Origin of the sequence: Streptomyces sp. NPDC002935, assembly GCF_040611295.1 — a bacterium.
Taxonomy (GTDB): domain Bacteria; phylum Actinomycetota; class Actinomycetes; order Streptomycetales; family Streptomycetaceae; genus Streptomyces.
The window spans coordinates 108,669-121,662 of the sequence record NZ_JBEXNW010000015.1; the positions used below are offsets into that span (position 1 = coordinate 108,669).

The window sequence follows — 12,994 nt, forward strand, 5'->3', positions numbered from 1 at the left end:
CCGCGCCGGCTTCTCTGTCGGTCGGGCCCGGCCGGGTACGGTCCACCGGCCCCGGCCATCGTAGCGACGTGTTGTCGGAACGCTTACAGCGGCCCTATCAATGTGATCAAACTGGCAATCAATCAGGCACGTTCGGGCTATTGCGGGCGCCTGATGTCGGCGGGTCGTGGTTCGTCGGCGAACTGGCGCACGAGTCGGGCCAGCCGGCCCCGGGCCAGTCTGCGCAGCTCGTCGGCGGTGGTCACCCGTTCTTCCTCGGGGTCGTTCGTCAGGCGGGAGCGGATGCCGGCGAGCACCTGGTCGAGGGCCTCACCGGGGACGAATCCGTCCAGACAGATGACAAACACATGTCCGAATCGACTCTCGTACGCGGCGTGCGCGGCGCCCAGTGCGGTGTGGGCGGCGGAGTACGCGCCGTCCGGGAGCGGCGTGAGCGATTCGCCGGCCAGGGCTTCGGCCAGGTCGGCGGGGGTCAGGTCGTACGCCGCCTCGTCGGCTGCGGCCAGCAGGGCGCCGAGGTCCGGGTAGGGGCGGTGGTCGGCCAGACGGTGGGCCCAGCGCAGGCTGCGGCAGCAGGTGAGCAGGGCGCGGGTGACCACATCGACCGGTGCGGAGTTGAACCCGTCGAGGCGGGCCGGGGACGGCTCCGCGCTCTTCTGTTCGGGCAGGGCGACCTGGCCGGGGAGGGGTGGGAGACGGTGCGACGTCAGCGTGGGTCCTCGGCGGTGGGATGGAGACGCGCCACGTCTCGTGAGCGTGACGTGCCTGCGATACGTGTGTTTCGGCAGGGGGAGAAGTGAAAGGTGTGCCGCTCACGCTATCGAGGAGTGTCGAGAGCTGTCCGACGGATACCCGGATTTCACCCGCACGGGAGAGTTTCGGAGCGTGCGGTGGACGACTGCGGTGGCGGTCGGGGCAGAGTTCGCGGTGGAGTGGAGAGGTGGACACCCCGATGGAGGAGTACACCTTGACGGAGGAACGGCCCTCGGCGGCGGACTGAACACGGCGAAACGATCATGGCGAAATGAGGGTGGCGGAGTGAGTGGTGGCAGGCGGCGGGCGCCGCGGCGACGGACATGGCGGACCGGACAGGCCGGGCTCGCCGCCGCCGGTGGTCTGGCGGTCGCCGGTGTCGTCGCGGTGGCCGTGGCGGTCTGGCCCGGCGGCGGTGGGCAGCCGGCCGGGGCGCGCGTGCCGTCCGCCGACGGGTCGAAGGCCGTGCCCGCCGGCGTGTCGCCCGCGGCCAGTCCCTCGCCGACCCGGAGCTATCCCCTCTCCAAGGCCCCTTCGACCATCCCCGCCGTACGGGAGCACACCGCGGCCCGCGGCCCCGGCTGGCGCCCGGCCGCCGGTGCCCGGGTGGTCGTGCGTGACAACGGCCTCGCCGACGAGGGCAGGCTGCTCGCCGGTGAGCTCAGACTGACGTACGCGGGCCGGACCGGCGCCAAGGCCGGCGATGTCGAGCTGGGTCTCGACAAGGGGAGCGCGGGCCCGGAGTCGTACACCCTCACCGTCAAGAACCGCCGGGCCGTCATCACCGGGCCCGCCGAGACCGGTGTCTTCTACGGCACGCGCACCCTCAAACAGGAGGTGCACGGCGGTGGCACGGCGCCGGAGGGTGTCGTACGCGACCGGCCCGCCAAGCCGTTCCGCGGGTTCATGCTCGACATCGCGCGCAAGCACTTCACCGCGGCCTGGATCGAGGACCGGGTGCGCGAGCTCGGGGACCTGAAGTACAACCAGCTCGGCCTGCACTTCTCCGACGACCAGGGTTTCCGCATCCAGTCCGACCGGCACCCCGAGATCGTGTCGAAGCAGCACCTGACGAAGGCCGAGGTGCGCCGGATCCTCGCCCTCGCGGCGAGCAGGCACATCACCGTCGTGCCCGAGATCGACTCGCCGGGACACCTCGGCGCGGTCATCGCGGCGCACCCCGACCTCCAGCTGCGCAATGTGTCGGGGGTTCCCACGCGCGGCGCCGTGGACATCTCCAAGCCCGCGGCGGCGGACCTCGTCGACGACCTGCTCAACGAGTACGCGGGCCTCTTCCCCGGCGCCTACTGGCACCTCGGCGGCGACGAGTACCAGGCGCTGACGGTGGCCAACCCGGCGGCGTCCTTCCCGCAGCTCGCCACCGCGGCCAGGAACAGGTACGGAGCGGGCGCGAGCGTCGCCGACCTCGCGACCGGCTGGCTGAACGACCGCGCCAAGGTGATCCACGGGCACGACCGGACGGCGCGGGCCTGGAACGACGGCATCTTCAGCGGGGGCACCGTCCAGGCGGACAGCGGTCTCCAGGTGGCGTACTGGACCGGCAAGGAGATCGGGGCCCGGCTGCCGGTCGCGTATCTGAGCACGGGCCGCAAACTCATCAACTACAACGACGAGTTCCTCTACTACGTCCTCGGCGAGCCGCAGACCTTCGTCTACCCGACCGGGCAGCGCATCTACGAGCAGTGGACCCCGCTCGTCCTGCGCGGTACGACGCCGGTCCCCGCGAAGTACGACCCCCAGATCCTCGGCGGGTCCTTCGCCGTCTGGTGCGATCTCGCCGGCTCGCAGACCCAGGACCAGGTCGCGGCCGGCATCCGCATGCCGCTGCGCGCCCTGACCCAGAAGCTGTGGGATCCGCGCAGGCCGGCACTGACCTGGCCGGAGTTCAAGTCGCTCGCGAACCGTCTGGGCTGAGGTTGGGCTGACCGGGGACCAGCCCTGCCGGAACCGGCCGGGCCGAGCCGGGACCAGAGCCGCCGGAACCGTGAGGGCCGGGCCGGGACCGGCGCCGTCGGAACGGGCTGGACGCGGCGAAGTGCCGAACCGTATCTTCCGCTTATCTATTCGTATGCCGGGCGTGACCCTGGGGAGGGGCGCGCCCGGCTTGTCGTGCCGGCACCACGAAGTGCCGTGCACCTGGGGGTTCTCATGACCATGCCACCACCGCAGCCCGTGCCGCCGCAGCCCGTGCCGCAGGGGTCCGTCCCGCCGCACCCGAGGGCGCCGCTCCCGCCCCTGCCGCCGCTCCCGTCGCCGCAAGGCGCCGCCTGGCTGCGCTCGCCGGTCGCCCTCGGGAAGGCCACCGCCGCGCTGCTCGGCCTGGTGATCGCCGCCGACGTCTTCGCGCTCTGGGCGGACAGCACGATGTTCGCCGTGTCGGGCGCCCTCGCGGACGGCGAGGTCGGTGACGCCGTTCAGCGGCGGGCCGATCACGCGGACTCGCTCTACGCCGCCGCCGGGTACGCGCAGACGACGACGCTCGTGGCGGCCGTCGTCGTCTACCTGATCTGGTTCCTGCGGGTCCGCGTCAACGCCGAGGTCTTCAACCCGTTCGGGCACACCAAGTCCCGCTCCTGGGCGGGCTGGGGCTGGTTCGTCCCGGTGGCGAACCTGTGGATCCCGCGCCGGGTCATGGTGGACATCTGGGACGCGAGCGTCCCCGCGGGTGCCCGGAGCGGGAACGGACTCGTCAACACCTGGTGGACTTTCTGGATCCTCGGCCTGATCGCCAACCGGGCCGGTTTCACCGCGTACCGCAAGGCCGAGACCGCCCAGGAGATCCAGGACGCCGTCGGCGAGGTCATTTTCGCCGACCTTTTCGACATCGTGGCCGCGGTCCTCGCGATCCTTGTGGTGCTGAGGCTGACCCGCATGCAGGACCGGAAAGCACACGAGGGCCCGGTCGCGTTCGGCGCCTGACGCGCACCGATTCGTCCGTTTCGCTGGCCAACCCCCGCACCCCTGTGGTGTATTCGGCCCCAGCCGCCGAACCGAGACACCCGGGGGGAACCGGTATGGGCTACTGGGGCTACTACGTCGTGGGCAGAAGCGAGGCGCCGCTCGCGAAGACGGTCGCGCTGGCCGGGGCACCGGGCCTGGTGCCCCGGACCGCGGCACCTGGCGGCTGGCAGGTGTGGGAGTACCCGAGCGGCGACGGCGAGATCGGGAACATGAACGCGCTCGCCCGGGAGACCGGCGCGCCCGCCCTCTTCGGCTACGTGATGGACAGCGCCTGCGTGGCCGTCGAGGCGGCCGCTCCGTCGGGCGGCGCGTGGACCACCTGCCTGGGGCGGGACGCGATGGCCCGTTACCTCGAAGGCGGCGAGGGCGGCGAGGGCGGACTCGGCGTCGACGACTACTTCCTGGAGCCGGCCGACGCGGCCGAGCGCGCGGTCGCCTGGGCCGCCGAGGCGGGGCACGTCGTGACCGCCGGGCCGCTCATCGAGGTGCTGGGTGCAGAGGCCGGGCCGTTGGCCGAAAAGCTGTTCTTTCAGTTCCTCGACCGGCTCGGTGTGGTGCCACTGTGACACTCCTGGACCGTTGCACGCAGTAAGGGGAAGTGCGGGCTCCGTAAGGCAAGGGCGCCCTGTCGAGGCATTTTCGAGGGAGTCGTGATGAGTCTGGTGGAACTGATCGCTCAGGCCGACGAGCGAGGTCTGGCGGCGAGCGGTCTGGCTTGTTTGGATCGGTGCGTACCGCTGCTGGGCGGTGACGACGATGTCCTGCGGCCCCTGTGGGCGAGCCTCGCGGAGGCGGACACCTGGGCCGAGTGGGGCACGCGCCTGGAGCAGGCGCGCGCCAAGCTGGACGCGGAGGACCCCGAGCCGGCCGTGACCGACGAGGACCAGGCCGCCGTACTCGCCCGCCGCATGCTCGACGCCGTCCCCACGGAACCCACCGACGAAGAGCTGCGTGCCTGGTCGGACGCCTGCTCGGTGGCGGCGCTGCAGGTGCACCGGTTCCTCGACCACGCCGACGACGCCGAAGCCTGCGTCACGGCCCGCCGCGAGGGGCGTACGGAGGGAATGTCCCCGCTCGTCGCCGCCGAACTGCGCCGCCAGGTCGCCATCCTGGAACTGCTCGCCGAACACGGCACGGGCGGACTGCGGCTCGCCCTGGACGCGTCGACGGAGGGGCGACGCGTGCTGCGGGCGGTGGTGTCACGCAGGGCGCGCGGGCGGGCGTAAGCCCGGAACACGGGCGCGCCGGAGGCAGACCGGCTCCGGCGCGCCCAAACCTGTGCGCCTGCGCGGTTCCTGTGATGGTCCTGGGGCGGAGATGGCGTTCCTGGGCCGGTGTCGCGGACCCTCGCCCGAACGGGTGACGAATCCGGCCGCCTTCGCGCTCTACCGAGTGTGAACGCAACTCAAGCATCCAGGCCCTCAGCTGCGACGAAGCCCGTTCGCTGGGCTGCCGACGCGGTCGCGACCATGCGCGAGGGCGCCCGGCTGCGCCTCGACTACTCGGCGCAGAGTCTGTGGCGTGTCGACCGCATGATCGACGAGATCCGCCGCGACGGCGCTCCGTACGCCGCCGTCGAGAGCGTGCTGCGCGGTTTCGGGGCGTACGCCGGTGAGGTCGTCGCCCGTCAGACCGGCGCAGAGTGGTGGGAGACCAGCGGTGAACACTGGCTGCGTACGCCCGACGGACGGCTCTGGGACCCGATCGAAGAGGCCCGCCGCAGCTACGCGGGCGACGGCTCACTGCGACTGCTGTGCCGGGAGGCCACGCGCTGACAGGAGTGGGGCCCGGTCGGCGGAGCCGCCGGGCCCGGCCCGTCGGCGGCCGGGTGAAACCGGGGCGGGTTGCCGGGAGGGCGGGCGGCCGTCCCGCGGTGGGCTGTGGTCCGTGGTCCGTCCGGGCCGGACGGGTCCACTGACGCACTGTGACATTTCCGTGAGGCCCGACGCTGATGACCATGGGGGTGTCGGCGCGGCCGTCCGCGTCGGCAGAGCACATTCGGGCGAACTCGGTACGAACGAGGACAGTGTTGGGCCAGGGAGGGGAACCCCGCCGCGTGCGGCCGCACGACGCGGAACTGGGCGTGGCCGTGGCGCGGGCGCAGGAGGGCGACGAGGCCGCCTTCGCGGTCGCGTACCGGATCGTGCAGCCGGGACTGCTCGGATATCTGCGCGGCATCGTCGGCGACGACGCGGAGGACGTGGCGTCCGACGCCTGGCTGGAGATCGCCCGGGATCTGGGACGGTTCCGGGGGGACGGCGCCGGGTTCCGCGGCTGGACCGCGACCATCGCCCGGCACCGGGCGCTGGACCATCTGCGGCGGCTGCGGGTGCGGCCCCGGGGAACGACCATCGAACAGGACGTACTGGAGCTGCCCGGCAGGCACAGCACGCACGACGAGGCACTGGAGACCCTGTCCACCGAGTACGCCCTGGAACTGGTCGCGGGACTGCCGCGGGACCAGGCCGAGGCCGTGCTCCTGCGGGTGGTCGTCGGCCTCGACGGACCGGCCGCGGCGCGCGTGCTCGGCAAACGCCCCGGCGCGGTGCGCACCTCCGCCCACCGGGGTCTGAAGCGGCTCGCGCGCCAACTCGGCGTGACGGGTGTGACAGATGAGGAGCCTCGGACGCTGGGGGAGTCGGGATGAGTGACACGTCCGGCACCTCCGGCACGTCGTTGTCGCTCGGAACGGCATCGTCTTGCGGCGGACGGACGTTGTACGACGGACAGTCTTTGCACGGCGAGGAGTTGTCGGGCGGAGCGGCAGGCGGAGATGGAACCGGACATGGGTGAACGGGAAGGTGACGGCGGTACCCCCGACCGTCGGGTCGCGCATCCGGCGACCCCCGGGAGTGACGAGACACCCCTGGAGACGCTGCTCGCCGCGGCGATGCGCGGTGGGGCGGACGACACCGAGGCGGAGGCGCATGCCGTGACCGCCTTCCGGGTCGCGCGGGACGGCGGCGCGCACACCGCGCGCACCCGGCGGCGGGACGACTGGCGGCCGAGCGAGCAGCGGCGGCCGAGCCGTTCCGTGAAGGCCACGTTCGCCGTGCTGCTGGCCGGCCTGACGCTGGGCGGCGTCGCCGTCGCGGCCGTCGGACCGTCCTCGCACGACGACGGCGGCGACGGGGACAAGGCCGGAGCCCGGCCGTCCACCAGTGTCCCGGACCGGTTCCCTTCCGAGGCCCCGCCGTCCGCCGGCTCCGGGGCTCCCGGCGACTCCGCGGCGGCCGACCCCGCGGGCCGTCCGGCCAGGGCCCAGGACACCGAGGCCCACTGCCGTGCGTACGCGTCGGTCACGGGCCGGGGCAACGCCCTGAACGCGACGGCGTGGCAGCGGCTCATCACGGCCGCGGGCGGCGAGGACAAGGTCGAGGCGTACTGCGCCGAGCGACTGGCCAAGGACAACGGGGCCAAGGACGCGAAGACGAGCGGGAACACCGGGACCCCGGGGAGCACCGGGAATTCCGGGAGCACCGGAAACTCCGGGAACACGGCCGGAACGCCGGCTCCGGGGGCCTCGGCCGCCACGCCGGAGCCGACGAAGTCCAAGGCCAAGAAGTAGGCGGGCCGGGGGATTCAGGGGGCGCGCGGTGCGGATCCTCGACCGAGGCGTCGGCGCGCGTTCTCGCCGATGACGACGGCGTACATCCCTGCCGATGGCAACGGTCGGGGCCGCCACCCCCCACAGGAGAGGCCCCGACCGTCGCGCGGCACGGGCCGCGCGGCGACCCGTACTCTCTACAGCGCCGCGACTGCGTTTTGTGTCACACCTCGCACCGTCACCGTGTAGTTGCGCGTTGTACGAACATGGACGGGGAGCTGTTTCAGGCCGTAACGTGCCTTTCGCGCCGGGTGCGGAGAACGGACGACGGCAACCACGAGGAACCGGAGACCACGCGTGCGTGGAACCCGGGACCGCGACCACGTGGGATGTGTGACCAGAACCACGTGGACCTGAGGCCACAACGTCCATCGAGAAACCACTACGGCGAGAACCCGGTCCGCGCGAGCGGCGCCGGTTGAGGCGCAAAGAGGGGCGCGGGGGTGCTGGGGGACGACGCGGAGCTGACCGCCGCGGTACTTGCTGCACAGGACGGGGACGAGACCGCGTTCCGGACTGTGTACCGAGCGGTGCACCCACGCCTGCTCGGATACGTACGGACGCTGGTCGGTGAGCCGGACGCGGAGGACGTCACGTCCGAGGCCTGGCTCCAGATCGCCCGTGACCTGGAGCGGTTCAGCGGGGACGCGGACCGGTTCCGCGGCTGGGCGGCGAGGATCGCGCGCAACCGCGCCCTGGACCACATACGCATGCGCGGGCGCCGCCCCGCGATAGGCGGCGACGAGACCGAGCTGACCGGCAAGGCCGCCGAGTCCGACACCGCGATCGAGGCGATCGAGGCGCTGGCCACCAACAGCACCCTCTCGCTCATCTCCCAGCTCCCGCAGGATCAGGCGGAGGCCGTCGTGCTGCGCGTCGTGGTCGGTCTCGACGCCAAGACGGCCGCCGAGACTCTCGGCAAGCGCCCCGGAGCCGTCCGCACGGCGGCGCACCGCGGTCTGAAACGGCTCGCGGAGCTGCTCGGCACCGATCCGGAATCCGTCGGCGCGCTCGACGCCGTTCCCCCGCAACGAGGTTCGCGCACCCGCGCGGTGACGTCCGCCGGTGTGACGCATACGCGTTCGCGGACGCAGAAGGACATGTGATGGCCGACGAGCAGTACAGATGGCTGGACCGCGACGCCGTGGAGCGTCTGCTGCGGGGAGAGCCGCTGGAGGCCGTCGACGCCGGTACCCGCGACCAGGTGGACCGACTCGCCGAGGCCCTTGGCGCACTGGCCGCCGAACCCATGCTGAGCAGCGACGAACTCCCGGGCGAGGCAGCGGCGTTGGCCGCTTTCCGCAAGGCGCGCGCGGGCGGGGACGGTGCTGCGGCGCAGCTCGGCCACCGTGGTCGCGCGCGCTCCGGCGCGCATGCCGCGGACGCCGGTCTCGTACGTCTCGGGCGCCCCGCCGCGCACGGACGCCGGACGCGTTGGGGACGTCCCACGCGATTCGGGCTCGCGGCGGTGCTGGCCGTCGGGATGGTCGGCGGGGTCGCCGTCGCGGCCGGAACCGGAGTGCTGCCGACTCCGTTCACCCGTGAACACCCGGGCCCGGCCGCCTCGGCCACGGCGGTACGGCCCCCGGACCGTCCGCTTGTCCCGCCCTCGCCCTCGCCAGGGGTCTCCGGCGGCATCGGCTCAGTGATGCCGGTGCCTGACGGACCGTCGGACGACCCGTCCGACGGCTCCTCCTCGGCCGCCGAACCCGGCGCCGACGACGCGAGCGGCCTGCCCGGTCCGGACTCCACCAGGAGCGCCGACCGCACCCGCGAGTGGTGGGCGCGTACGCGTTCGTACTGCCGTGACGTGCTCGACGGCAAGGACCTCGACGCGGACCGCAGGCGCGCCCTGGAGCATGTGGCGGGTGGCGGCAACCGGGTGAGGCTCTACTGCTCGGGCGTCCTCGGTCGCCATCTCGATGGCGGTTCCGGCGACGGCAGGAACGACGGAGAAGGCGACGGCGGCGAGCAGGGGTCGGGGCAAGGCTCCGACCAGGGCGATCAGTCGGACCAGGGCGGCGGTGACGGCGACGGCCACCACATAGGGCCGCGCGGCAACGATCCCCGGGGCAACGGTGGCATCACCATCCCGTCCGCCCTGCGCCCCGGGCTGACACCGCCCCTCGCGAAGAGGTCCCCGATGCCGGGCCGGACGGCGACGCCGAGCTGGACGCCGAGCCCGCTGGGCATGGCCCTTTCCTGAACGGCCGTTCCTCCAGGCGCTGATCGGCCCGTCGGCCCTTCGGCCCGGTCGGCCAGTGCGTTTGCCGTGCGGTCGCCCCCTCGACTGGCGTGCCGTCAGCTCTCCGGCAGGGGACCGGTGTGCCGTTGTCCTCTCGGCTCCTCGCTCCTCGACCGGCCTGCTGTCGAGCCGTCAGCGCTGCGACCGGCGCTCTCCCATGACGGTCGCCGTCGCGCACGGCGGGCCTCCGTGCCCCGCGCGGCCTTGCCCCTCCGGTGGTCCAGCGCCGTGACTCCTCATCCGCGGAACCCTGCGACACCCCGCTGACCTGCGGTTTCGTATTTCCCCTCACCTTTCTTCGGGCCGGGTGTGACGTTTTCGGCCGGGGTGACGCAGTAAGGGGTGAGCCGACTGGTCATCGGCCGTCGCACGGAGCCCGGGTTCCCCCCGTACCCATGGCTCTGTGCAACCGGCGCGGGTGGGACACGTTCCCCCGGTCCCGCCCGCGCCCCACTCTTCCTCGCCCGCCCCCTCAGCAGGGGTCCGTCACCAGTAGACGACGACCTTGTCGCCCGTCCGGACCTGCGCGAACAGCGCCGCGACCTTCCCCTCGTCCCGCACGTTGACGCAGCCGTGCGAGGCGCCGTAGTAGCCGCGGGCCGCGAAGTCCGAGGAATAGTGGACCGCTTGGCCGCCGCTGAAGAACATCGCGTACGGCATGGATGTGTCGTAGATCGTGGACACATGGTGGCGCGACTTGAAGTAGACGCTGAACACACCTTCGCGGGTCGGTGTGTACTGCGAGCCGAATCGCACGTCCATCTGCGACACGGTCTGTCCGTCGATCATCCAACGCAGTGTGCGCGTCGTCTTGCTGACGCACAGCACACGGCCCGTCATACAGCGCGGGTCGGGCTTGGCGGCCGGCTGCCCGCCGTAGGGGTACAGCTCCCAGTCCGCCGGCTCGTGCGTCATCTTGCGCAGCCGCTGCCAGGTGACGGTGTCCAGTTCACCGGTGCGCGGCAGTCCCCGCTTGCCCTGGAACCCCTTCACGGCCTCGACCGTCCGGGCGTCGTACGTCCCTGTCGGCGGGGTGATCAGCCAGGCGACCTGGTGCAGGCGGGCCTGCGCCGCGCGGACGGCGTCGCCCCGGTCGCCGCGCGACCAGAGGACCTTGGCGGGGACGGGGGCCCGCTTGTCGTCCTTCCCTGTCGGGGTGGCGGCGGGCTTGCCGTCCTTCCCCTTCGGGGCGGCCGGTTTGTCGTCCTTCCCCGTCGCGGAGGGGGCCGGGGCCGCCGAACCCTCGATCCGTACCGGCGGTGTCTTTCCCCGCGCGTCCCCGGCCTGCGCCGTGCAGCCGCTCACCGCGGCGAGTGCCGCGAGCGCGGCCAGCGATCTCTTCATGCCAGTCATACGCATCCGGACCCCTGTTCCACCCGTCCTGTCGTGCACATCAGGCCCCCGTCCCACCGTCGTGTCACCTGAGATGCTCCCCGCGGGTGACCGGTTGCGAACTAGGCGGCATGGTGGAAGGGAACCATGAAACCGGCTCGCCAACGGGTCTGTGGGCGAGGTCCCGGCGCGGGTCCCTCCACCGGGTGCACGCGGGCCACTACAGTCCGTCGGCAAGGTCGGTTCCTGTCATCGGGCAGCTTCACGGGAGGCACTGCAATGGCGCGCGAATCCGAGTCCGGTCTGCCCATCGAACCGGTCTACGGCCCGGAGACCCTGGACGGCTGGGACCCGGCCGAGAAGCTGGGCGAGCCGGGCGCCTACCCCTTCACCCGTGGCGTGTACCCGTCGATGTACACGGGCCGCCCGTGGACCATGCGGCAGTACGCCGGGTTCGGTACGGCCGTCGAGTCCAACGCCCGCTACCAGCAGCTGATCGCGAACGGCACGATGGGCCTGTCGGTCGCCTTCGACCTGCCCACCCAGATGGGCCACGACTCGGACGCCCCCCTCGCGCACGGCGAGGTCGGCAAGGTCGGTGTGGCGATCGACTCGGTCGACGACATGCGCGTCCTGTTCGGCGGGATCCCGCTGGACAAGGTCTCCACGTCGATGACGATCAACGCGCCCGCAGCGCTGCTGCTGCTGATGTACCAACTGGTCGGCGAGGAACAGGGCGTACCCGCGGACCGGTTGACGGGCACCATCCAGAACGACGTCCTCAAGGAGTACATCGCGCGCGGGACGTACATCTTCCCGCCCAAGCCGTCCCTGCGGCTGATCGCGGACATCTTCAAGTACTGCAGGACCGAGATCCCGAAGTGGAACACGATCTCGATCTCGGGCTACCACATGGCCGAGGCGGGAGCCTCTCCCGCACAGGAGATCGCGTTCACGCTCGCCGACGGCATCGAGTACGTCCGTACGGCCGTCGCCGCCGGAATGGACGTCGACGACTTCGCGCCCCGCCTCTCCTTCTTCTTCGTCGCCCGTACGACGATCCTGGAGGAGGTCGCCAAGTTCCGTGCGGCCAGGCGTATCTGGGCCCGTGTCATGAGGGACGAGTTCGGCGCGAAGAACCCCAAGTCGCTGATGCTGCGGTTCCACACGCAGACGGCGGGTGTCCAGCTGACGGCGCAACAGCCGGAGGTGAACCTGGTCCGTGTCGCGGTGCAGGGCCTGGCAGCGGTCCTCGGCGGCACGCAGTCGCTGCACACCAACTCCTTCGACGAGGCCATCGCGCTGCCCACCGACAAGTCCGCGCGGCTGGCGCTGCGCACCCAGCAGGTGCTGGCCTACGAGACGGACGTGACGGCGACGGTCGACCCGTTCGCGGGCTCGTACGTCATCGAGAGGATGACCGACGACGTCGAGGCGGCGGCCGTCGACCTCATGACGCGGGTCGAGGACCTCGGCGGCGCGGTCGACGCCATCGAGCACGGCTTCCAGAAGGGCGAGATCGAGCGCTCCGCTTACCGCGTCGCCCAGGAGACCGACTCCGGCGAGCGCGTGGTCGTCGGCGTCAACCGCTTCCAGCTCGACGCGGAGGAACCCTACGAGCCGCTCCGCGTCGACCCGGCCATCGAGGCCCAGCAGGCCGAACGCCTCGCCCGGCTCCGCGCCGAGCGCGACCAGGCGGCCGTCGACACCGCCCTCGCCGCCCTGAAGAAGGCGGCCGACGGCACGGACAACGTCCTCCACCCCATGAAGGACGCCCTGCGCGCCCGCGCGACAGTCGGCGAGGTCTGCAATGCCCTCCGCGAGATCTGGGGGACATATGTGCCGTCGGACACCTTCTGACCAGGGCTACTTCTCCATCGTCGACGAGGACTTCCGGGACGCCCTCGTCCAGAAGAACTGCTACGCCCCGAACGTCTTCCGCCTGGTCGCCGAGGTGACCTCGTCGAACTGGTCCGACGACCTCGGCTTCCGGTCCCCGCGTCCGGCGGTGTTGCCCTGGAGCTCTCCGTGGACACGCTCCTCGACGGTGACTGACCGGCGAGACACGCGTACAC

The 12,994-nt window shown here is 71.9% G+C and carries 12 protein-coding genes and 1 pseudogene; 11 read left to right on the forward strand and 2 right to left on the reverse strand.

The window, feature by feature from the left end:
* Nucleotides 1-137 precede the first annotated feature (137 nt).
* Nucleotides 138-710 carry a 2-oxo-4-hydroxy-4-carboxy-5-ureidoimidazoline decarboxylase gene (locus ABZX90_RS21755; RefSeq protein ID WP_351128330.1) on the reverse strand — a complete coding sequence of 191 codons (573 nt, stop codon included), beginning with the start codon at nt 708-710 and terminating at the stop codon, nt 138-140.
* Between the two features lie 406 nt (nt 711-1,116).
* On the opposite strand from ABZX90_RS21755, the gene ABZX90_RS21760 reads away from it, so the two are divergent.
* From ABZX90_RS21760 to ABZX90_RS21800, 9 genes are all read left to right on the forward strand, one after another.
* Nucleotides 1,117-2,688, forward strand: coding sequence for a glycoside hydrolase family 20 protein (locus tag ABZX90_RS21760; RefSeq protein ID WP_355207221.1), 1,572 nt, complete (start codon nt 1,117-1,119; stop codon nt 2,686-2,688).
* Nucleotides 2,689-2,922: 234 nt separating this feature from the next.
* Nucleotides 2,923-3,693: a DUF4328 domain-containing protein gene (locus tag ABZX90_RS21765; protein ID WP_351128210.1), complete on the forward strand. Its 771-nt coding sequence runs from the start codon at nt 2,923-2,925 to the stop codon at nt 3,691-3,693.
* A gap of 95 nt (nt 3,694-3,788) precedes the next feature.
* Complete coding sequence (locus ABZX90_RS21770) at nt 3,789-4,301, forward strand: hypothetical protein (protein WP_355207102.1); 513 nt, start codon at nt 3,789-3,791, stop codon at nt 4,299-4,301.
* Between the two features lie 87 nt (nt 4,302-4,388).
* Nucleotides 4,389-4,961, forward strand: coding sequence for a hypothetical protein (locus ABZX90_RS21775; RefSeq protein ID WP_351128206.1), 573 nt, complete (start codon nt 4,389-4,391; stop codon nt 4,959-4,961).
* A 168-nt stretch (nt 4,962-5,129) separates the two neighbouring features.
* On the forward strand, nt 5,130-5,510 hold the full coding sequence (locus tag ABZX90_RS21780) for a hypothetical protein (protein ID WP_351128204.1): 381 nt from the start codon (nt 5,130-5,132) through the stop codon (nt 5,508-5,510).
* A gap of 254 nt (nt 5,511-5,764) precedes the next feature.
* Entirely contained in the window at nt 5,765-6,382 is a 618-nt protein-coding gene (locus ABZX90_RS21785; RefSeq protein ID WP_351128202.1) for an RNA polymerase sigma factor, read from the forward strand.
* A gap of 138 nt (nt 6,383-6,520) precedes the next feature.
* A complete protein-coding gene (locus tag ABZX90_RS21790; RefSeq protein ID WP_355207106.1) occupies nt 6,521-7,303 on the forward strand; it encodes a hypothetical protein in 783 nt (260 codons plus the stop codon).
* A 482-nt stretch (nt 7,304-7,785) separates the two neighbouring features.
* A complete protein-coding gene (locus ABZX90_RS21795; RefSeq protein WP_351128198.1) occupies nt 7,786-8,448 on the forward strand; it encodes an RNA polymerase sigma factor in 663 nt (220 codons plus the stop codon).
* The gene (locus ABZX90_RS21800) at nt 8,448-9,548 is read left to right on the forward strand and encodes a hypothetical protein (protein WP_355207109.1); all 1,101 of its coding nucleotides are present in this window, start codon (nt 8,448-8,450) and stop codon (nt 9,546-9,548) included. The genes ABZX90_RS21795 and ABZX90_RS21800 overlap by 1 nt, the downstream gene beginning before the upstream one ends.
* Before the next feature lie 525 nt (nt 9,549-10,073).
* Here the strand turns inward: ABZX90_RS21800 and ABZX90_RS21805 are convergent.
* On the reverse strand, nt 10,074-10,946 hold the full coding sequence (locus tag ABZX90_RS21805; RefSeq protein ID WP_355207111.1) for a L,D-transpeptidase family protein: 873 nt from the start codon (nt 10,944-10,946) through the stop codon (nt 10,074-10,076).
* Between the two features lie 252 nt (nt 10,947-11,198).
* Between ABZX90_RS21805 and ABZX90_RS21810 the strand changes: the two genes are divergently transcribed.
* Together ABZX90_RS21810 and ABZX90_RS21815 are read left to right on the forward strand one after the other, a co-directional pair.
* Nucleotides 11,199-12,779, forward strand: coding sequence for a methylmalonyl-CoA mutase family protein (locus ABZX90_RS21810; protein ID WP_355207113.1), 1,581 nt, complete (start codon nt 11,199-11,201; stop codon nt 12,777-12,779).
* A 13-nt stretch (nt 12,780-12,792) separates the two neighbouring features.
* Nucleotides 12,793-12,974: pseudogene (locus tag ABZX90_RS21815) on the forward strand (Uma2 family endonuclease); the annotation flags it as partial.
* Between the last annotated feature and the right edge of the window lie 20 nt (nt 12,975-12,994).